At 46.3% G+C, this 21595-nt stretch carries 14 protein-coding genes; 3 read left to right on the top strand and 11 right to left on the bottom strand.

All coding sequences use genetic code 11. From position 1 onward, the window contains the following. Positions 1-32: 32 nt before the first annotated feature. Together AC58UX_RS03180 and AC58UX_RS03175 are read left to right on the top strand one after the other, a co-directional pair. The gene (locus AC58UX_RS03180) at positions 33-1091 is read left to right on the top strand and encodes a Gfo/Idh/MocA family protein (protein ID WP_497249641.1); all 1059 of its coding nucleotides are present in this window, start codon (positions 33-35) and stop codon (positions 1089-1091) included. Positions 1092-1134: 43 nt separating this feature from the next. After that, a complete protein-coding gene (locus tag AC58UX_RS03175; protein WP_497249640.1) occupies positions 1135-4272 on the top strand; it encodes an Ig-like domain-containing protein in 3138 nt (1045 codons plus the stop codon). Between the two features lie 64 nt (positions 4273-4336). Here the strand turns inward: AC58UX_RS03175 and AC58UX_RS03170 are convergent, their stop codons facing one another. From AC58UX_RS03170 to AC58UX_RS03145, 6 genes are all read right to left on the bottom strand, one after another. After that, the gene (locus tag AC58UX_RS03170) at positions 4337-5173 is read right to left on the bottom strand and encodes a Gfo/Idh/MocA family oxidoreductase (RefSeq protein ID WP_497249639.1); all 837 of its coding nucleotides are present in this window, start codon (positions 5171-5173) and stop codon (positions 4337-4339) included. A 62-nt stretch (positions 5174-5235) separates the two neighbouring features. Next, positions 5236-6771, bottom strand: a complete 1536-nt coding sequence (locus tag AC58UX_RS03165) for a type 2 periplasmic-binding domain-containing protein (protein ID WP_497249638.1) — start codon at positions 6769-6771, stop codon at positions 5236-5238. Positions 6772-6881: 110 nt separating this feature from the next. Continuing rightward, entirely contained in the window at positions 6882-7802 is a 921-nt protein-coding gene (locus AC58UX_RS03160; RefSeq protein WP_497249637.1) for a carbohydrate ABC transporter permease, read from the bottom strand. Positions 7803-7814: 12 nt separating this feature from the next. Then, the gene (locus tag AC58UX_RS03155; RefSeq protein ID WP_497250036.1) at positions 7815-8747 is read right to left on the bottom strand and encodes an ABC transporter permease; all 933 of its coding nucleotides are present in this window, start codon (positions 8745-8747) and stop codon (positions 7815-7817) included. Positions 8748-8966: 219 nt separating this feature from the next. After that, on the bottom strand, positions 8967-10565 hold the full coding sequence (locus AC58UX_RS03150; protein WP_497249636.1) for a response regulator: 1599 nt from the start codon (positions 10563-10565) through the stop codon (positions 8967-8969). A 25-nt stretch (positions 10566-10590) separates the two neighbouring features. Beyond that, entirely contained in the window at positions 10591-12189 is a 1599-nt protein-coding gene (locus AC58UX_RS03145) for a glycoside hydrolase family 10-like protein (RefSeq protein WP_497249635.1), read from the bottom strand. Between the two features lie 205 nt (positions 12190-12394). On the opposite strand from AC58UX_RS03145, the gene AC58UX_RS03140 reads away from it, so the two are divergent. Then, positions 12395-13387: an aldo/keto reductase gene (locus tag AC58UX_RS03140; protein ID WP_497249634.1), complete on the top strand. Its 993-nt coding sequence runs from the start codon at positions 12395-12397 to the stop codon at positions 13385-13387. A 27-nt stretch (positions 13388-13414) separates the two neighbouring features. On the opposite strand, the gene AC58UX_RS03135 is transcribed toward AC58UX_RS03140, so the two are convergent. The 5 genes from AC58UX_RS03135 to AC58UX_RS03115 form a co-directional block, all read right to left on the bottom strand. Next, positions 13415-14242, bottom strand: a complete 828-nt coding sequence (locus AC58UX_RS03135) for an AraC family transcriptional regulator (RefSeq protein ID WP_497249633.1) — start codon at positions 14240-14242, stop codon at positions 13415-13417. A gap of 475 nt (positions 14243-14717) precedes the next feature. Beyond that, entirely contained in the window at positions 14718-17828 is a 3111-nt protein-coding gene (locus tag AC58UX_RS03130) for a glycosyl hydrolase family 95 catalytic domain-containing protein (RefSeq protein ID WP_497249632.1), read from the bottom strand. A gap of 46 nt (positions 17829-17874) precedes the next feature. Next, positions 17875-18747, bottom strand: coding sequence for a carbohydrate ABC transporter permease (locus AC58UX_RS03125; RefSeq protein WP_497249631.1), 873 nt, complete (start codon positions 18745-18747; stop codon positions 17875-17877). Between the two features lie 12 nt (positions 18748-18759). Next, positions 18760-19737: an ABC transporter permease gene (locus AC58UX_RS03120; protein ID WP_497249630.1), complete on the bottom strand. Its 978-nt coding sequence runs from the start codon at positions 19735-19737 to the stop codon at positions 18760-18762. A gap of 82 nt (positions 19738-19819) precedes the next feature. After that, on the bottom strand, positions 19820-21460 hold the full coding sequence (locus tag AC58UX_RS03115) for a type 2 periplasmic-binding domain-containing protein (RefSeq protein ID WP_497249629.1): 1641 nt from the start codon (positions 21458-21460) through the stop codon (positions 19820-19822). Positions 21461-21595: the final 135 nt, after the last annotated feature.

Raw genomic sequence — 21595 nt, 5'->3', positions numbered from 1 at the left:
AATTAACCATTCTAATGATGAGGTGTTTGTAGATGAGTAAAATACGTATTGGCGTTATTGGTGCAGGTTCCATTTCTGAAATGCATTTGAAATCGTATCACAATAATCAGGATGCCGAACTGTATGCCATCTGTGATTTGAACGAGGAACGCGCGCGAGCAAAAGCTGAGAAATATGGCATTGATCATATCTACACAGACTATAAAGAGCTGCTTGCAAATAAGGAAGTAGACGCCATTAGCATTTGTACGTGGAACAATAGCCATGCTCAAATTTCCATTGCTGCTCTGGAAGCTGGCAAAAACGTACTCACCGAAAAACCGCTCTGTACGACGGTAAAAGAGGCACTGGAAGTAGAAGACGCGGTTCGACGTACTGGCAAAACGCTGCAAGTCGGCTTCGTCCGCCGATATGCTTCGAATACCCGCATCATCAAATCGTTCCTCGATAACAACGAGCTTGGTGAGATTTACTATGCGAAGGCTTCTTGTATTCGTCGTCTAGGCAATCCTGGCGGCTGGTTTTCCGATGTTGAGCGCTCTGGCGGAGGCCCGTTGATCGATGTAGGCGTGCACGTTATTGATCTTTGCTGGTATTTGATGGGCCGTCCCAAGGTGAAATCCATCTCAGGCAATACGTATAAAAAGCTTGGAAACCGGGCTAACGTAAAAAATCTTGCCTTTTACAAAGCGGCCGATTATGATCCGACACACAATACGGTCGAGGATTTGGCGAATGCGCTGATCCGCTTTGAGAACGGTGCCTCTATACTAGTTGACGTCAGTTTTACGCTGCATGCGAAAGAAGATGAATTGAAAGTGAAGCTGTATGGTGAAAAAGGCGGAGCCGAGCTGGAGCCGCAGCTATCCATCATTACCGAGAAGTACGATACGATCTTGAACCTGACCCCGCAGATCAATAACTTGAGCTTCGATTTTGTTGCTGGTTTCCAAGATGAAATCAATTACTTCATTGAAGTATGCCAAGGTAAAAAGGAAACCCTCTCTCCGGTGCAGGACGGCGTTGAAATGATGAAAATTCTTTGCGGCGTCTATGAATCTAGCGAAAAAGGTGAAGAAATCCGTTTCTAGGGAAGGAATGTGAATCCAGTTGAAAAAATCGAAATGGCTAATCATGACTTTATTGATTACGTTACTCGCTTCCACTTGGTCCATAACCGCATCTGCGGCACCCAGCCCCACTGATTTCATTGAAGTAGAAGCGGCTCCCGTCGATATCACCATCGATATTGAGGGGCCACGCAGACAAATTAATAAGATTGATACCGATATGAGTGGCATTACCGATTATCTCGCTTTGTTTACCCCTGAATTCGCCACGCAAATTACAGTTGGTACCACGTCCGTAGGCGTTGTTGTCGATGCGACGAATCATGTGACTCGCGTCATTAATCCATCCGTTAACGGCGGTGTGCCTGTCTGGACAGGTCCAACAACGTTGGACATCCCGCAAGGCGGCTACATTCTTGTGGCGAACGATGACAGCTGGGCGAATAAAACGTTCAAACAGTATCTGGCGAAAAATTTCAAGATCGGCGATCTCATTAAGCTGCGTAAAAATGGCGAAGTGGTCCCTGTCTCCGCACTCATGACAGGGCAGGGCCTTCAAGCTCGTCTTAAACTAGATAACGACGATTGGTTTACAGTAACCTCGCCGAAAACGACGGTTTCCGGCAAGCTGGAAAACTTGCAATCAGGCGTCGCCTATTCGATTCGTGTCAATCAAACTTCGGTCGCTTTGCAAGCGAATGGCACTTTTCAAACTGAGATCGGCCTCGCTGAAGGCGTTAATTATCTAGATGTTATCGCCTCCAAGAACGGCGTCGAGAACGCTCGCAAGACACTAGTCGTGTTTTATAAAAAACAAACAAACGCTCCGAAAGAAGTCGTCCTCTGGGTCGACCAAGGCACGAACATTTTCAAGCTTCAAACACCTGCGAACATCCTCGATATGCTCACCAAAGCGAAGGATGCTGGCGTAACAGCTGTCGCGCTTGATGTCAAAGGCGTAGAAGGTTTCGCCAACTATAAGAAGAACGACTTGACGGGTCGTCCGCACATCTCACAGATGACGGCTCCCACTCGTGCGGGCGCGAATCCGAATTTGGATATGCTGGAGGAGTTCATCAAATACGGACATCAGCTCGGGATCAAAATCCACGCAGCGTTCAACGTTTTTGCTGAAGGCTCGCCTGCACACAATGAGTATGGGCTGCTGAATCAGCATTTGAATTGGGAAGAGCAGGTGTACCGTCCTGAGGACAATGGTCAAATTTTGAGACTGCGAGAAAGCAATTACTTTAAGAGCGGTAAATCCCTCGTTGCTTTTGTAAATCCTTCTAATGATGATGTGAGAGCGTTCGAGTTGAAAAACATGGAAGAAGTCATCAAGAACTACGATGTTGATGGGGTTGTGCTGGACCGTACCCGGTATGACAACGAAACAGCCGACTTCAGCCCGCTAACACGAGCGAAGTTCGAAGCGTTTCTTGCGTCACGCGGGAAACAGCTGACGAATTGGCCAGCCGATGTATTCAGCTATGTGAACAACGCTCGCCAAGCAGGCCCGTTGATCAATGACTGGTGGGAGTTCCGCTCGCAGACGATCAAAACATTTACAGATGAGGTTCGTAAGCTTACCGATCGTTACACCGCTTTAAAAGGTCATAAAGTGTATTCTTCTGCTTATGTAGGTTCTTGGTTTGAGTCTTACTACTTGAATGGCGTTCATTGGGGCAGCCCGAATTTCAAGTACGATAGCCGTTTGCAGCTACCAGATGACAGTCTGTATACGGACACTTACGCGCAGACCGGTTACTCGGGCAACATCGATTTTCTTATGATCGGTACGTATCAAACGACGCAAAAAGAAATCGAGCACCACATTACACTAGGCAACATTGTAACGAACGGCGAAGTGCCGATGTATGCGAGTATCGCGCTGGCGAACATTCAAGATCCTCCGCTGCAGCGTTCTGTGTTCCAGGCTGGCTTGTCGCAGTCGAACGGCCTAATGCTTTTCGATCTTTCACAAGTCAATTGGTCCGTCGTGAAGGCATCGCTTCATAATGTGGCGTACGTAAAAGATTATCAAATTGGCTCTAGTGTTCCTGGCAGCCCGGCGTCATTCCTAGAAGCCGACCTCTATAATGTGAGCCGCAACGAGAATAATCTCAACATTTATTCCGATTCTTTTGGTGAGACGACAGCTACAAGTACATTTGGCGTGGAAGCCATCGTTGACAGCTCAGGCAAAGTCAAGAAGGTCGTTAACCAACAGCAGGCGCTTAGCTGGAATTGGACCAACATCTCGCCGAACAACAGTGTCATTCCGAAAGGCGGCTTCGTTATCTCGGCGTTGGACGCCTCTGGCACACAGACGAGACGGAAGCTAGTAGCTAAAACCTACAAGGCCGGGGATGATGTGCGGGCGGCGGTGTTACGAGGTTACCTTGATTATGCCAACACCAGCACACCGCTTCGCAATGTGGACATCAAGGGCGAGGTTGAAGTGATCGGACCTGGGACAGCACGTGTGCTGCTAAACGGCGTTCCCGCAACGGTGCTTAGCAACGGCCAATTCATAGGCAGTGTTCCACTCGAAATTGGACTAAACCCAGTTCAAATTTCCGTCTATGTCGATGATCGCAAAACAAATGAAAAAACTGTAAACATTACACGCACTGCTCCTGTTCTCACAGGCATAGAGCTGGACTCCACAGCCTATCGACTTGTTGCTGACGATCAACACGCATCTGTTACGACAGCTGTTTACTCGGATGAGACTCGAGCTGTTGTAGCCGGAGCTTCGTACCAGTCTAGCAATCCAGCAGTAGCCACCGTTGCCGCTGATGGTACAGTCACCGCGCTGAAAGCTGGTACAGCTGAGATTACTGCTACTTATCAGGGTAAGACGGCTAAGTCCGTCGTAACTGTCGTCGGTGTGACTGCGCTAAGCTTTGACGAAAGCAAGCATAGTCTAGTCAAAGGCGAAACCTACCAGGCGCAGATAAAAGCCATTTATACCGATGGTGTAGTCGCTTATCTCGCCCAAGGCGTTTTGTACACCTCATCGCATGATAAAGTTGCTGCAATTACTTCGGATGGCACCATTACAGCTATGAAACCCGGTTCAGCTACCATTACAGCCACTTATCGAGGTAAGCAAGCGGATATTAAGATTAAGGTATTCAATAGCCACAAGGACAAAAGTGAAGCGAGCGTGACTGATTCTGATGAAGACCTTGAGTGATTAGGTCACTCCTAACGCAAAAAAAGATCCGGCCCCTTCCATCAGGAGGAGCCGGATCTTTCATTTACTTCAACGTCAGCCACTGATAAGGCGTACTAGCAGCCCGCATGCCGACCTCTAGAATCGTAGCGATCGTAATCGTTTCTGCTCGTAGCACCGGAGGCATGCCTGATTCGAAAAAACCAACTAAATTCTCGATAAATGCCCCGAAGAAATCGGACTCGATTTTTATGAACTTCGACGTTCCCTCTTCATAACTGAGTGCCATGCTAAACGGACATTCCCAACCGTATAGGTTGATCATCGCTTGGCGGCCATCCGCATATCCGAGCAGCAGCGCAGGCGTCTTATCTGTTCCCGTCCACATCACTCGTTTGACGTCCGTGCCCATTAACGAAATGATCGGCTCCACCTGATGGATCGCATAGTTGGCAAATTTCCCTGGCCCCAGACAGTTGATAGACTCAATTCCCTGCTTCTCTAGACTTGTATACTCCGCAGCAAACCTTAGCGCCGAAGTTGAATACATAGGCGTCTTATGCTTATCTGCAAGTTCAAACATGCGTAAGGCTGAAGCGCGATCTGGAGCAAATGTTTTATCAATGTAGGTAGGCTTACCTGATTGCAGTGGCACTCTGGCCAGCGCCTCGTGATACTCGGGATGATCTGGCGAAAGAACGACCAAATAATCGCTCTTCTCGACGACCTCTTCAATCGAGTCAAGCAGCTGGATGCCTTTCTTTTGACTCCATTCCGCATTGCTTAACTTACCTTCCACATTGGTCTTCCCATAAGCATACGCCACCTGCATACGGCCATCCGTCGCCTTGTCGATCCAGCCAGGGTATTTCTCCGCGTGCCATTCATCTAGAAAATAATCGATAAAACCGATCTTCGGCATCCCTTTTCTCCACTCCCTCTAGGAAATAACCCCCCACGGCATAACCGCAGGGGGATTCATTGCTACTTCTTATTTGCTGCGTACCATTCATTGGCCGCTTTGGTCATTTCTTCTCCGCCGTCTGCTTTCCATTGAGCTACGAACTTATCATAGTTCTCAAGTGGCTCTGCACCCGTGATGTATTTCAAGAACGTGTCTTCCATCAGCTTTTGCAGCTTCAAGTTGTATTTACCAATCGCTTCAAGCGGTGGTGCAAAAGCAAGCGGGTCAAGCACAATGCTGCCTTTAGCTGCTTCTTGAATCTTATTGAAAGAATCTGTTAAGATCGGATCTTTACGAACACGAGCCTGCCAGTAGATTGGGTAATTCTTCTCATCCACACCGGTTAAGAAAGTTGAAGCGTTGTTGTATTCATCATTGAATTTCGGCAGGATCGGGAAGTAATTGCCGTTTTCCATCTTATAGTGAACGCCTTCTTTACCAATCGCCGCTTCTTTGAAAATATCTTTATCCAGCTTCAGATCCAAATATTTAATGATATCTTCTTTGTTATCGGCCCACTTCGGTATGCCCACATACCAGCTGATCCCAGCGCTGCCCATAACTTGGACTTTGCCATCGTCCCCTTTGAGGTAAGGGAAGCTGCCAATTTTCGCATTTGGTGAATTTTTCAACAGGGCATTTTGTACAGTTGGCGCGTTAAAGTAAGCGTTTGAAATGATCGCCGCTTTACCGCTCGTAAAGTTCTCAATGACCTTATTCGCTTGGTTCAGCGACCATTCTTGATCGATCAATTTCTCGGTATACAGCTTTTTCATGAATTCCAAATACTTTTTCATATTCGGATTCTCAATCGAATTCACTAGCTTCCCATTGACATCCTGCCAGCCCGTTGTTGCGCTAGCTTGAACCATCGGAATGCCAAACGTCGGAAGTACCTCAGGAAGAAGCGGACTTTTCCCTCCAGATAGACCCATTACATTTTTCTTTTCTTTCAGCGTTTTCAAAACGGTATACAATTCATCACGCGTCGTAGGTGCTTTCAATCCAAGTTCATCCATCCAATCCTGACGGACGATAAGCTGTGTATTCACAATTGTGCCTGATCCTGTTTGCGGAATACCGAAAATTTTACCGTTCAGCTTCGCTCCGTTCCAGGACGTTTGTGAGATCACATTTTTCATATTCGTGCCATATTTATTTACTAGCTCATCAATCGGCTCCAGCGCTCCAGAGGCAGCAAGCTTGGAATATTGCGGGCCGCTGAGAAGCATATAGGCATACTTTTCTTTATTCGCCATGAGCAAATTAAGCTTATCATCTGGATTTTCAACTGGCAGCATGTCATAGGTGACTTTGTAGCCCGTTTTTTCATTTAGGAATTTTGCCACAACTTCCGTGTTCGGATCGAATCGCGCATATTGCAGCAGTGCTTTAAATTCCGGCTTCGGCTTATTCGCCTCTACGGTTGCAGCAGGAGCCGCAGAAGCCGCTGGCGTAGTGGAACTGCTATTAGTCGGAGTACTTCCACTACCACAAGCCGTAATCGCCGCTGCCATCGTTGTGATGGACATGAGAACTAACATTTTTTTAACCATGAAAGAGCCTCCCTATTTTTTCCTTTGAGTATGGATAGCGCAATGTACCAAATATCATGGAACCTTTGTAGAGCTGGCCCACCACCACCCTTCATGACATATTTCCAGATTTAACCCTTTACAGAGCCTACAAGAACACCTTTAACAAAATATTTTTGTAAAAATGGATACACACAAATGATGGGCAATGTAGCTAGAATGATTGATGCCGCCTGAATGGACTGCGGTGAAACGTTGAGTGAAGCGTCGACATTGGTGCGCATGAACGTGTCCGTGGATGAGACGAACAATTCTTTTAAATAAAGCTGCAAAGGCTTCAAATCTGCCGAGTTGATATAGATCAGTGAAGTAAAGTAATCGTTCCAAAACGTAACGGCATAGAACAATGCAATCGTCGCAAGCACAGGCATGGAAAGAGGTAAAACAATTCGAAAAAGAATTCTCATGTTGCTGGCCCCATCCATTTTTGCTGACTCCTCAAGGCTGTCTGGCAGACTTTCAAAGTAGTTTTTGACAATGAGCATGTTGTACACGTTAATCATATATGGCAGGAATAGCACAGGCAGCTTGTCAATCAGATGGAGCTTGTGCATGAGCAAATACGTTGGGATTAATCCACCGCTGAACAGCATCGTAAACAAAAACATCAGGATGAAAAACTTTCGTCCCCTCAGTCTTGGCTTAGAGAGCGGATAGGCGGCAAGTGTGGTCATGCTTAGCGAGATGAGTGATCCAACCAAGGTGACCGTAATGGAAATCATGAAAGCACTCAGAAACAAGGAGTTGCTAGCGACATATTTATATGTGCCTAATTGAAAATCGATTGGAATGAGATTAACCATCCCCGAAACGACTGCCGCCTCACTGCTCAGCGATTTCGCGATGAGATTAATAAACGGAAAGATCGTCGATAAGCCAAGAAGTATAAAGAATAGGTGATTGAGGACTGTAAAAATCTTCTCGCCGAGCGATGAAGGGATACCCGCAGACCCTCGGGCAGTTTTTGGTTTCAGCATGTTTTGTATACTCATCTATGTTCCCCCTTACCAAATGCCTCGTCCAAAAAACTTTCGAGCCAGACCATTGCCCGATAGGATCAAAATAAACGCGACAACAGATTCGAATACCCCTACAGCGGTTGAGAAGCTATAATCTTGTTCACCAAGACCGATGCGATACACATATGTACCGATTACATCGGCGACGTTGTATACGCTTGGATTGTACATCACGAGAATTTGTTCCGTTCCAGCCTCCAGCACGTAGCCGAGACGCAGAATGAACATGAGTAAAATGATCGGAATTAAGCCAGGCAACGTGATATGTATAATTTGTTTCCATTTATTCGCGCCATCGATCTTAGCTGCTTCATACAAACCGGGATCAATACTCGCTAAGGCAGCGAGATAAATGATCGTATTCCATCCCGTTTCCTTCCAGCCTGCCGACCCGATAAGCACAGAGCGAAAGATTTGACTGTCTAAGAAAAAGCGGATTGGCTCGCCTCCCATGGAAACGATAATTTTGTTAACGATTCCGCCATTCGTGGAGAGCAAATCAATGAATAATCCGCTGACGATGACCCAGGATAAAAAGTGTGGCAAGTAGACTACGGTTTGTACGCTTCGCTTGAAGGCGATGTTTTTCAATTCATTGAGCAGAATTGCAATCACGATCGGGAGTGGGAAGAGAAACAAGATTTTATATATGGAAATCAACAACGTATTCTGAAACACCTGCAAGAAGCTTGCCGAGGATATTAACTTATCGAAATGCTTCATGCCGACCCATGGACTTGTTGCCATTCCATCGAAAATATTAAAATCCTTAAACGCAATAATAATTCCGTACATTGGCGTGTACTTGAATAGCAGGAGAAATGCGATGCCAGGAATGAGTGCGAGGTATAAATCCCAATCTTTCCTGACATCGATCCACAGCTGTCGCATATATCTTTTTTTAACATTTTTATTCATCGTTAGGACGGTTTCCTTCGTAGTGGTCGTTTCTCTCAAGGTGCCTCCCCCTTCGTACTATCTTTCTAAACCTAGTGTATCATCCTGCGATTTTTTTCGAATTAGAGGAATATTACTTGTTTTGGTACTTTCATAACTTCTCACTAACTTCTCAATTGGAAAAAAGAAAAAACCTCCACGAAGATACTCGCGAAGGCTTTTGAATGGCAAATATCGAAATTAGTTACGTATTTCCCCCGGCGTGACACCCCAGTATTTACGGAATACTCTTGTAAAATAACTCACGTCCCTGTACCCGACGCCTGATGCGGCATCGTACACGCGCGAGCCTTCCAACAGGATTGCTTTGGCCCGCTCCATTTTTCGTTCCATCACATAGGTACTGAAGGCTTTACCTGTTTCCTGTTTGAAAAGTCTGCTTAAATACGACGAGTTGACATACATTCTGTCTGCAACCTCGTGCAGCGTCATTTCCTGATCAATTTCATTTTCGACGAGACTTAAGATTGTCTTGATCATACCGTGGCTGCTCGATTTACGCCGCTGACCAGCATAGGCTAAATACGCTTTAATCATTCGCTGCAGCCAAAATAGAATTTGTTCCTTCGACGCCAGCTCCGAGTGGTTATGAAAATAAACGTAATCCTCGCCAGCGACTTCGCGCACCGGCCAGCCCTGTTTTTGAATCATGCTGATGAATAAGCAAGTAAAATAAAGGATATATTCGCGAATATCATCAACCGTTTCCGCCTTGGCCATCCCGACATCCCAAAGTGCGGCTAACGCTTCAATCGCCTTTTCGCTATCTCCTGTTTCAAGGGCAATTTCCAGCGTTTTTTCGTGGTTGGGCTGAAATGCCAGCTCCGGCTCACTTCCTTGCTCTGCTCGGTAAGGAATCGCCAGGTCATGACCAAGCACAATGCGATCCTGCAGCGCGCGTACGGCTTGCACATAAAGCTTGTTCATCTCCAACAAACCGCCAGTCATACCGCTGATGCCTGCACTTGCAGTCAGCTTGAGGCAGCTTTTTACCGTAAATAGAAGCTTTTCGGTTAAGGCATTAATTTTTTGCAGGGCAATATTAGGTTCCTCTTCACTTGCAAGTTGATAGATGATGACCGTACATCCAGCAAAATTGGTCGACACCCAGCAGCGAATCCCCGATAGGGCTTCCCTCACAATACTGCTAAGCGAAAATTGGAGGAGTGACATATCTTTTCTGCTGAAACGGCTTTCCGTCTCCGAAATCGGATCCATATCGACAACGGTTACCGCGTACGCAGCATCTTTTGGCAAATCCAATTGTAGATCCCTGCATCTCTGATCAATTTCCCAAGCTTCATATTTCCCATTAAGCATGCCCTGAAAAAACTCATTGACCAATTGAGGAAGGTGAAGCTTCCACTTCATCTTCAGTTCATCCTCGTTATGACGCTGCTCCAGCTCGCTTCGCAGCTTCTCCGCAGCTTCCAGCACCGTCTCCAATATTTCCTCGTCACCTGCTGGCTTTAACAAATATTTCATCACACCAAGACCCAGTGCCTCTTGCGCGAAAGAGAAATCATCATGTCCGCTGAGAACGATGATTTTCAGCAAAGGATCGGCTTGGCGAAGATGTCTGGCCAACGTCAGCCCATCCATTTCTGGCATCTGCAGATCGAGCAGGATGATATCAGGCTTTTTACGATCGATAATACGAAGCGCCTCCGCACCGTTACCAGCTTGACCTACAACCTCGATCCCATGCTTATCCCAAGGTATATTGTTGGCTAACGCATTTCGGAGACGGATTTCATCTTCCACAATTAATAAATTCATATTGGGGGCCCCCGCTCGATTAGTTTCACTCGATGTGTTTAATCCGTGAGTAGCGTAGAAGCTCTTGCACTTCTGTTAACGTGTTTGTCAGCTTCAGCGCGACAGAAGGATGAATCAACGCCTCTTCTGTTGCTTTCAGCAGACAGTCCCCACATGCTGCCAACTTTGCATCACTTTGCAAATCATTAAGAAGCAAATCCACCGTGTCGATAAATGCAATCGCCGCTTTCTCAGTAACCGCATTGCGTGGCAGATACACTTGCTCAACATCTGTTTTGACCGCTACCAATAAGGCTTGTATCGCCCGCAGTGGAAACATTCCTGTAGAAATCGCGTCGTTTCGCCACGGACCCATTCGCAGTGCACGTATCGTTTCATAGGTTGCCTGACCAAATGCAAAAATAACGGTTCCCTTGTCAATATCACGTGCAGCAAGAACCTGAGCTACCGTTTCCTGCGCCCCTAATTTCGCGTACATCGGGTAAATGCCGCTATACACAAGGTTGCCGGGAGCAAGCTCGTTTTGGTGCAGTTGGACGGACTCCCGAACCTGAGTGGCATTGTCATAATATGCCTGCGGGATAACCACATCAACGTGCTGCGACCAGTTCCCGATTTTATCCGACTCCGCCCCCAGCTCTGGTGCAGCCGATACGATTACTTTCGCGGAGATCCCCTTAATCTCCTTGTACAGCTCAGCGATATAATCGTCCTCTATTCGCTCGAGCCACTTCGTCCACGTCGTCCAAAGCTCCTTTTGCTGCTCTGGATGAATATGAAGCGGATCTATGCCATGCTCACTTTGAAAAGCTTCACGAGCATACGCGCTGTAACAATAGCCGTCCTCCCAATCATCATTGGTATGTGGAAACCGCATAAAATCCAAATTAATACCAGCCACTCCATAAGTCGTGATGATTTCTTTCATTATATCCAGTAAATACTGGCGCACATCAGGATTTGTTATATCAAGCCAAAAGTAACCCGTTCCAGCCTGAGGCATCGGCTTCTCGGAATTAGCTTGCCTGCACGAAAGCGCAGACCATGCTGGATAGACTCGCAGCACAGGACCTCCCGTAGGATCGACACCGACCATGAAGCCATCTAACCAAGCGTGTACAGCGATTCCCCGTTTTTTGCCTTCATGAACGAAAGCCTCCAAGGGGTCCCACCCGCGAAAAGCGCGATGCTGCTCTTCAATCTGTTTCGCAGCTGCGGTACAACTTGGGAATATCGTATATCCCCATAGCCAAGTCTCCAGATACAATTCATTAAAACCGGCAGCCTTTATGCAATCCAAGGTTTGGCTCACTTCCTCTTGGCTACGTTCTGTAGCTCGATACCAGACACCACGGGCTTCTGCTGTTCTGCTGGGCAGCGCATGTAGATAAGCATCTATGGCCTGAGAGGATGCAAGCTTCGCCTTGTTGATGCTGCCAACTGCATCAGTCGCTTGCAGCATGAGTGCATCCTTTAGCAACTGATCGGCCTTTGCCAAATGCTGCTTAGCAATGTCAAAAGGAGCGTTGACGTAGCTCTCCCAATTTTCCTTCATGATTCTTTTCGCATCAATAATCTGCTTGGCGACCTGATCCAAATACTGGGCGATTTCCTGCTCCGTCATCTTAGTCACCCCTATTTCGTGTGTTTGGAATAGAAAATACCATATCGTGGCTGCGCTTCATAGGGGACGGTGATGACTTTCTTTGGTAGATTCATTACGGATACCCCCAACTGACATTAAGACATAAACAACATCCATATGAACATTGTCATCTGGAACAAATCTCACTACAATGTAACTTATTCACCTATTAGGAGGTTTAACGATGAGTTATTCAGCTAGTTCATCTAGATATGAGACTATGACCTACAACCGAAGTGGTCGAAGCGGCCTAAGGCTGCCAGCTATTTCGTTAGGACTATGGCATAATTTTGGCGGTATTGACACGTTCGAGAACGGCAGATCGATGCTTAAGAGCGCGTTTGATTTAGGCATTACGCACTTCGATTTAGCAAACAACTACGGCCCGCCGCCAGGTTCAGCAGAAGAAATGTTCGGGAAGATGCTCAAAGGCGATTTCGCAGCATATCGGGACGAGCTTATCATCTCGACCAAAGCAGGATACTACATGTGGCCAGGACCTTATGGGGAATGGGGCTCCAAGAAGAACTTAATTGCCTCCCTGGATCAAAGCTTGAAGCGCATGCAAGTGGACTATGTCGACATCTTTTATCATCACCGCCCAGATCCGAATACACCGCTTGAAGAAACGATGGCTGCTTTACATCAAATCGTTCAACAGGGTAAAGCGCTGTACGTTGGTATTTCCAATTACAAGCCTGAGGAAACGAAAGAAGCCTCCCAAATTCTGAAACGACTAGGGACGCCTTGTGTCATTCACCAGCCGAGCTATTCGATGATGAACCGTTGGATTGAGGATGGTCTTCAAGATGTGTTGGATGAAGAAGGCATCGGCTCGATTGCTTTTTCACCACTATTTAAAGGCATTCTCACAGATCGTTATCTGAACGGTATTGCCCCGGATTCACGCGCAGCAGGCGCAAGTGTGTTCCTCAAAGAAAGCGATATTAATGAAGAAAGAATTTCGAAGGTAAGACAATTAAACGCACTTGCAGCTGAACGTGGTCAAAAAATGTCTCAAATGGCGCTAGCTTGGGTGCTGCGAGGCGGTCGTGTGACTTCTGCCTTAATCGGCGCGAGCAAAGTCAGCCAAATCGAAGATGCGGTTGGCGCGTTAAAGGCTCCCTCATTTACCCAAGAGGAATTGAACATCATCGATGGGATTCTGAATGCTTAAGAGAGCCGGATTCTAGATCATTTTAAATTACGTTTTATTCCGATATTGTTTAGGCGAAACGCCTTTTACACGTTTGAACATTTTGGAGAAAATTAGTTGATCCTGATAGCCGACTGAATTCGCAATTTCTCCGATGGCATAGTTGCTCTTCTCCAGCAATTCACTTGCTTTATTCATCCGATATTGCAAGAGATATTGTTGGGGAGGCAGCCCTGTCGCTTCTTTGAAAATGGCCGAAAAATATTTGCGATCCAGCTTGAGAAACGAAGCTAGCCCCTCAATCGAAATATGCTCATTGTAATGAGCATGAATGAACTCCATACTTTGAATTGTATACACATCCCATTTATTGGTAATAACATCTCCGCTAGAAGTTGCGGGAGCGACTTCAAGTAAGGCGGTCATAAACGAATACAAGATTGCTTTTATCTGCAAATCTCCACTGTTCGCATGAGCATTTGCCTCCGTTAATTGTTCATATATCGTTGGCATGACCTTCCAGTCCATCGGAAAGACAGCATGTTCGGGCGATAAACGTGTTCGAGCTACGATCGATTCCACTTGCGCCCCCTGAAAGCCAACCCACGAGTACGTCCACGGTTCAGCCTGATCCGCTTCATAATAGCTAATCACATGCGGGTAGATAAGAAAGCCTTGCCCTGGATTCAGCTGATGCGTCTCATTTCCGACACGAACAAGTCCTTTTCCTTTATGTACAAGATGAATCTTATACATATCACGTACCCCAGGCCCAACAGCATGACCAGGTCTACAATCCTCTTTGCCCCAATGCATTAAATGAAGATCCGGATCATTCCGAAATAAGCGTTCTTGATTGTAATGAAAGATTGTCATACGTAACCTTCCCTTCTTTTGGTCACAGACATTATACCATAAAGGGATATCAATCTACTTTCGCTCCGTGAGATAACGCAAATATGGCGGATTGCTCACGGTCGATTCGCATACCAAAGATGCAAAAGTGCAACTATTTCTGCCTCAGCAATCTCGCGATACGAAATGCTTGCAAAAGTGCAACTATTTCTGTCGGTACGCCTCATTTTGGCACCTTTCGATGCAAAAGGTTGTACTTTTGCACTAATTCACCTGTTTTTACGTATATATCCATAAAATGAGTGTATTTTTGCATTTTTGACGTAAACAAAGCAAAAAAAAGGAGCCAAGCAGCAAACACGCCGCTTAGCTCCCTTTCCATTAATTATATACCTTGAACTCATACGCCGAGGCAATTCCACCACTGTAGCTGGAGCCCGTTACGGTAACTCTGACATATCTGTATGTCCCAGTGAAGGTTCTCAGTTAAAAGCATTCATAAATACGTGTAATTTTTATTAATAATCAACGCATTTACTCGCCATTGCAGGCCTTCACAGGTGCGAAATCTAATTTTTGCATATCCGTCCTTTCTCTGTGTGATAGGCAGGATCTCAGTGACAAATTCGCCAGCCCTAAGCTCTCTATCCGGCTTCCACGTGCTTTGCTGGGCGACTTCAACCTCCGTGTAAGATGCCGCCTCCTCATCGCCAGTTACGAAAAGCACATCATAACGCCCCTTCGGAAGCTCTACAATAAATGTGGCTTCACTCGTTCCGCCGATAAAATCTCTGCGCAGCTCGTCAGGCTCTCCGCGATCATGAGCAATGAGATCTCTGCTCTCCCATCCGATTCCTGTGTAAGGATTAAACACGGTCTCTGGCGTTATTTTACGGAATGTTTGCCCGAGGACACCTTCCATATGAACCTGTCTTGGCAGTACACGAAGGTAATCTTTCTCCAGCAAATGAGAAGCCACTCCAAAATCAAGCCGATACGCAGCCAGTCTAGATTCACGGTAATTGCCCGAGTAATAGTCAAAAGTAAAATGGTCCAGCGTTCTGTAGTGCAGTGTGTCTTGGTTTTTGCCGAGAAACACTCTCCGATGGGTGTGGGCTTCATGCACCAAGGGTTTGCTCTTCTCGCCCGTTTGGCCATCAGAATCTACGTCATATAGCTCCGGTAGGTAGGATTCCGTGTGTGGATACAAGGCGTACTCCCCTCCCGGCTCCGTCACAAATGAAATTCGGTCATTGTCCTGAACAAAATCCACTGCAATCCACGATGACCCCATTTTGCGGGACACAAGCACTTGTTTGCTCGCATGAAAGGGATTGCGCAGTTCCACCTTGTTCCCTGCTCTGCTTCGAATCGTCACCCAAGTCGTACGCCCCGCTTTCCGCTCTGCACTCACTTCAAAAGCGCCTACAGCCAGCAATCCCTGAAAGGAGCAATCGCTCCATTTCTCATATTGCTTTACATTCGATGCTACCGCATGATCATACAAACCAATCGTCCGTTCCTGTTCAGGCTCGCCTGATGGCAACGCTGGGAACACTTCGATCACGCTGTCGTAGCTTTGCAGCAGCATTTCGTTCACCGCAGCCACCATCTCACCCGAAGCCTCCATCATGTGCGGATGGTATAACGGTTCATTCGTAATGTTGCAGTAGTTCATCCAGCGTTCGGTTTCTTCTGCAAACAAGCCGTTGCTCCTAAGCGACAAATCGATGCCTTGCTCATACAACAGCCTAAGCGCTGTATTGCCTTTGCCCAATCTAGAAGCGGCACAAGAAAGCCAGCCGAACTGAAACATGCCGTATTCCGTGTGGTTTTCCGCATAACGTAGCGTGTTCTCTGCCCTTTTTCTCCATATAGGCTCACTATCTTTGTTGATTTCTCCAATCGGATAAATCGGCATAAGCAGCGAAGGATGCCGCAAATGCAAGTCTACAGGTGCCCATTCGGAATCCATCAGGACATCCCCATAGCGTTTTGAATCGGCTGTTGGATAGGGCGCCAAATTATGTACAAGCTGCTTCCATCTCAGCTGATCCGCCTCATCCTCACCAAGCAGCACATTCGATCCCATCGCGATCTTCAACACATATTTAACCACAGACAGGCTGCAGGTTGAGTTGCGAGTCAAAGGACCCTGCTCCGGCGAAATATCCGGAAATATCTCATAGCGTCCCGTTTCCCCGTTCACTTGCAAATAGCCTTCAAAAAAACGGGCAATCTGCTTAAACAGCGGGTACGCCTTTTCGCGTAAAAAATCGTGGTCCATACTGTAGCGATAATAATCCCACAGAAACTGAGCACACCAAGGCCAAATACTGACATACAGCGCATGCGGGTAATCGCCAGCAACGCCTTCAAGACCGTGAAACTGCTTTGACATCTGCGTTGCTAGATCAACGTAGGATAAAAGCCCATCGTTGAACGCTTCTGCAACTTCAAGGTGGTTAGCCGTATAAAGCGGCCAAAATGCCGCTTGAATATTCACGTCCCAATACCACATGCTGCCCCATTTGGTCGGCTGTTTAATATCCCACAAACCGTTCAAGCCGCATGCTTGCTCGCGCATTCTGCCACCTTTTCCGCTAGAGCAAGCGATTGCGTATAAATTGATATACCAGAGTTCTTCAATCATTTTATCCGGCAAGGTGATGGAGGAACGTGACCAGAAGCTGCGCCAATGTGCTTGATGATGGTCTAACTTGAGCTGTACTTGTGACGATGCCTCATCTAATCTTCTCAGCGCAGTAGGAAGCAGTTCCTTCGTTTCCTCCTCCGTGACCACCGTTGTAAGCAGGGTTATGTTTTCTTCCGCATCCTGGAGGGTAATGTCTAGACGCTCGTTGAAACTAGCAGCAGGTTTCCCTTTCGCCCCGATAATCTTCATCATCACGATGAAGGAGAATGGAGCATTGTGTTCCTTATCTTCACCATCTGGATAAAAAGAACCCAGGTAGTAGAACGAGTTTTCACTCCATTGATGATAGGAAACCTGCATATCTACATATCTTCTGGCGGGTACAGACATCGCGATTGCTGGTAACAAGGAAGCCTTCGACTGATGGATTGAGGTGATGACATAATCGCCATCTTGGGAAATTAACGTGCTCACGTCAAGCTTGTTCTGATCCTTTTCCACATGCAACTGAACGACAGCCTTCTCCACATCTAGTCCAAGCGAATAATAGTCAGGCTCGGTGAGAGCTTTAGACGGATAGATATCAATTTCACCCGTCGGATAGTGTGAGGTCCCACCGGACGGCTTGCCATATTTTCTATACATACTGTTCGTATTTAACGCATCGCCATATAACACAACTGGCTCCTGCTCGGGATCGCGATACCGATCTGCTGCCAACGTGCGCAGTTCATCAAATGTCCGTCCATATTGGAGCGTGAAATCCTGCCCTTCCCCGTTACGAACCTTCTTACTGTACCGATGAAGCTTCTGATAATAAACCTCGTAATGATTAAGCGCTAACGTTAGCTTGTTATCCTCGAAATACGCCATGCCCCCAAAATGACCGTTACCGATCGGTAAAGCCTCGTTCCAGCTGCTTGGAGCATTTTCGAATATTACGCCTCTCACACGTATCTCTCCTTCTGACTCCATATCCTGATCAATTCGCTTCTCTCTACTCCTTAATCGCTCCAATCATGACACCCTGAACGAAGTACTTCTGAAGAAACGGATACAAGCAAATGATAGGGAGTGTCGAGACCATGATCGCCGCATACTTGATCGTTTCTCCGATGGCATACTTGTCATCGCCTCCACCTGCCATCATTGAATCCGTATTGTTAGAGATCAAAATTTCACGGAGCACGAGCTGCAGGGGATAGGCTTCCCTATTCCGCAAATAAACCAGCGCGTTGAAGTAGGAATTCCAATGCCCAACCGCATACCACAAAATCATTACGGCAATAACCGGCATGGAAAGCGGAATGACAATTCGAAATAATATTTTCCAATCGCCTGCGCCATCCATTCTAGCGGATTCCTCCAGACTGACGGGGATGCCTTGAAAAGAAGTACGCATAATGATCATATTAAACGTGTTGATCGCACCTGGAATGAGAATAGCCCACATCGTATTCATCATGCCGAGATCGTTGACGAGCAGGTAACTCGGAATAAGTCCCCCATGGAACACCATTGTCACAACGATGAAAAACATGATGATATTTTTAAAATACAAATTCGGCCTCGACAATACATAGGCACCAATTGCTGTCATGAACAGGTTGATCGCCGTACCAAGTACGACATATAGCAGCGTATTCTGATACCCTTTCACAATCATCGGGTTCTGGAAAACCGCTTTGTAGGCGCCAAAATCTAATCCTGCTGGTTTGAGCATAATACCCCGATGCTGCAGCAAGGATGTTGCATCGCTAACCGAAGCGAATGCCACGTATAAAAACGGATATAGGGTGACGGCGCAAAGCACGAGCATCAACAAAATATTGAAGTAGCCAAATGTTCGTTCCCCACTGGTTAATTTCATGTGCAAATCTCCTTACCACAGTTTGTTCTCGCTGATACGCTTAACGAAGCTATTGGCGGCAATGATTAGAATAAAACTAATAACCGAGTTGAATAGCCCGACAGCAGCTGTAAAGCTATAACTTGCTTCTAATACCCCTTTGCGATAGACATAGGTTGAAATAACATCTGCCGTTCCATAGGTCAATGGATTGTACAGCAAGAGTACCTTTTCACTACCAACCGTCAGCATATTGCCCATTTGTAAAATAAACAGAATGACGATCGTCGGCATAATGCCCGGAATCGTGATGTACAGCGTCTGCTTCCAACGGTTTGCGCCATCCATCCTGGCCGCTTCATACAGCGTCGGATCAATGGTCGACATTGCCGCCAAATATACGATGGAGCCCCAGCCGATCCCTTGCCAAATACCAGAAGAAACGAATAGGAAACGGAACCAACCTTCCTTTTGCAAGAAATCAATAGGTTCAATACCAAAGCTGCCGATAATTTGATTTATAAGACCATTGCGGCTTAAAAAGTCAATCATCATCCCCGCCACAACAACAATCGAGATAAAGTGCGGCAAATAGGAGATTGACTGCACAATTCTTTTAAACACACTATGGCGGATTTCGTTAAGCAATAAGGCCAGAATGATGGCTGCCGGGAAGCCGAACAGCAGATCGTACAGGTTAATTAAGATCGTATTTTTGATTAATCGCCAGAAGTAAATCCCGTTAAAGAAGCTATCAAAATGTTTAAATCCAACCCATGGACTACCTAGAATCCCTTTCGCCGGAGAAAAATCTTTAAAGGCAATTTGCAGTCCGTACATCGGTCCATAATGAAAAATTAAGTAATACGCAATAACGGGAAGGGCCATCACATAAATGGACCAATGCCGTTTCAAATCCCCACGTATGGTTCCCAGCACAGTCGGATTGCGATAGGGTTTCTTTATATTTACGGCCTGCACGGCCTCAACTGGTGTTTGGCTTTGCCTCATCGTCTCCCTACCCTTTCTTTCACAGTTTCTATATTAGAAAAGGGGGATAAACCATATCCGCTGTTCATCCCCCAACGCTTCCTTAGCGTTTATTGAAACGCTCCAAAGCCCCTTGCTGGATTTTGATCGCATCATCAATACCCATGCTCTTAATTTTTTTCACATAGGAATCAAAGTTATCAATCGGTTCTACGCCCATGATGAATTTCAAGAGCATTTCATCTTGATACGTTTGGATATCTGTCACGATAGAAGCGAATTTACTGCTTTCATCCTGCGTCGGAGAAACGAGTGGTATTTTGCGTTCAGCTGTTGGCTTCGACCAGATTTCCAAAGCTTTCTTCTGCTGCGGCAGAGCCAAATATTGCAGTTGGAAGTTATCGCTAAGAACGAAAGGCGCGCTCCATGTAGCCCGATTATATTTGGCAATCGACTGCTGAATGCTTGTACCTGCTGGCGGGTTCAGAATCTCCGGTAAGAAGGTTGCTTTGCCGTTTTCCATCTTATAGCTCGTGCCTTCTACACCGTAGTTAAACAGCAGATCGCCTTTTTCTCCGTAAGCGTAATCGAGCCACTTCACCGTTTCGATTGGGTTTTTATTGGCTGACGAAATAGCTGCCCCAACACCGTTATAGGCAAAATCCTTTTGTCCCCAAATCGCTTTGTCACCAGCTTTCAATACAGGATACGGAGCCGCTTCCAAATCGAATTTAGGATCTTTATCCTTCATGAGACCCGCATATTTCCCAATGCCTCCGCCATTAAAGGAAGCCGTTGCACCCAAGAGGTTGGTTGTCATTTTGTTATCGAATAATTTATCGTTAGGAGCTGCGAAATCCTTATCCAGTAAACCTTCCTTGTACCATTTGTTCATGGTTGCCAGGAATTCTTTATATTCAGGCTGAATCGGGCCGTATTTTACAGTGCCGCCATCTTGATAGAAGCTGTAGTTAATACCCCATGCGCCAAGGAAAGGAGCATCGGTCGAGAATAAATTTTTATCTAGATAAATTGGAATCTCATCCGCTTTACCATTGCCATTTGGATCTTTTTCTTTAAAAGCTTTCAGCACGGTGTACCATTCATCGATGGTCGTCGGCATCTTCAAGCCCAACTTATCCAGCCAATCTTGGCGGATTGATGGACCAAAAAATACTCTGACTTTATCATCACCACGTAAGAACGGGAACGCATAGATGCTTCCTTCATCCGTTGAAATCTGCTTTTTCCAATCGGGATGAGCGGCAAGCAGCTTCTTCAGGTTCGGTGCATATTTATCAATAAGATCGTTCAGCTTAATGATTTTCTTATCTAAAATCGCTTTTTCCGGGCCTCCCGGATAGCGAATAACGGCACCGCTTGTTGCTCCCCAGCTCGCTTCAATGACATCCGGAAGCTCGTTCGTCGCAATCATTAGGTTAAACTGCTCTTGCGCTTGCGGAACCTCGAGCGGTGGATGCTGGAAGTCTACCTTTACCCCAGTAGCTTTTTCGAGTTCCTTATACATGCCCATTTCAGCGTACGTTTTCATTTGACCTGAGGCTGCAGAGTGATTCGGTACCCAATACGTCAATTTGGTCAGCTTCGGCGGTTGAGCTTCCGCGCTTGATTGCGGTGCTGTCGATGTGCTTGTACTAGCTGTATCGTCACCACATGCGCTTACTGAAATGACTAGTGCAGAAAGCAATACAACAGACCCTACTTGTTTCAATGTTTTCTTCATTGTTTAAGCCTCCCTTTATTTTGAGTAACGCTTAACTTTCGTTGGTACCGATGATCGTCGTCAGCACCTGTTCCCAAGTATGCTTCTCCAGCCAGAATCTGAATACTGCCTAGTTCTCGTTTTCGTTGTATTTTC

The organism is Paenibacillus sp. J22P90 (genome assembly GCF_059692195.1).
This window is presented reverse-complemented; position numbering and strand designations above follow the sequence as displayed.

What these genes read in the sequence shown, in the direction of transcription:
- AC58UX_RS03180 (WP_497249641.1), top strand. Translation starts at nt 33, where the DNA reads ATGAGTAAAATACGTATTGGCGTTATTGGTGCAGGTTCCATTTCTGAA.
- AC58UX_RS03175 (WP_497249640.1), top strand. Translation starts at nt 1,135, where the DNA reads ATGACTTTATTGATTACGTTACTCGCTTCCACTTGGTCCATAACCGCA.
- AC58UX_RS03170 (WP_497249639.1), bottom strand. Translation starts at nt 5,173, where the DNA reads ATGCCGAAGATCGGTTTTATCGATTATTTTCTAGATGAATGGCACGCG.
- AC58UX_RS03165 (WP_497249638.1), bottom strand. Translation starts at nt 6,771, where the DNA reads ATGGTTAAAAAAATGTTAGTTCTCATGTCCATCACAACGATGGCAGCG.
- AC58UX_RS03160 (WP_497249637.1), bottom strand. Translation starts at nt 7,802, where the DNA reads ATGAGTATACAAAACATGCTGAAACCAAAAACTGCCCGAGGGTCTGCG.
- AC58UX_RS03155 (WP_497250036.1), bottom strand. Translation starts at nt 8,747, where the DNA reads ATGAATAAAAATGTTAAAAAAAGATATATGCGACAGCTGTGGATCGAT.
- AC58UX_RS03150 (WP_497249636.1), bottom strand. Translation starts at nt 10,565, where the DNA reads ATGAATTTATTAATTGTGGAAGATGAAATCCGTCTCCGAAATGCGTTA.
- AC58UX_RS03145 (WP_497249635.1), bottom strand. Translation starts at nt 12,189, where the DNA reads ATGACGGAGCAGGAAATCGCCCAGTATTTGGATCAGGTCGCCAAGCAG.
- AC58UX_RS03140 (WP_497249634.1), top strand. Translation starts at nt 12,395, where the DNA reads ATGAGTTATTCAGCTAGTTCATCTAGATATGAGACTATGACCTACAAC.
- AC58UX_RS03135 (WP_497249633.1), bottom strand. Translation starts at nt 14,242, where the DNA reads ATGACAATCTTTCATTACAATCAAGAACGCTTATTTCGGAATGATCCG.
- AC58UX_RS03125 (WP_497249631.1), bottom strand. Translation starts at nt 18,747, where the DNA reads ATGAAATTAACCAGTGGGGAACGAACATTTGGCTACTTCAATATTTTG.
- AC58UX_RS03120 (WP_497249630.1), bottom strand. Translation starts at nt 19,737, where the DNA reads ATGAGGCAAAGCCAAACACCAGTTGAGGCCGTGCAGGCCGTAAATATA.
- AC58UX_RS03115 (WP_497249629.1), bottom strand. Translation starts at nt 21,460, where the DNA reads ATGAAGAAAACATTGAAACAAGTAGGGTCTGTTGTATTGCTTTCTGCA.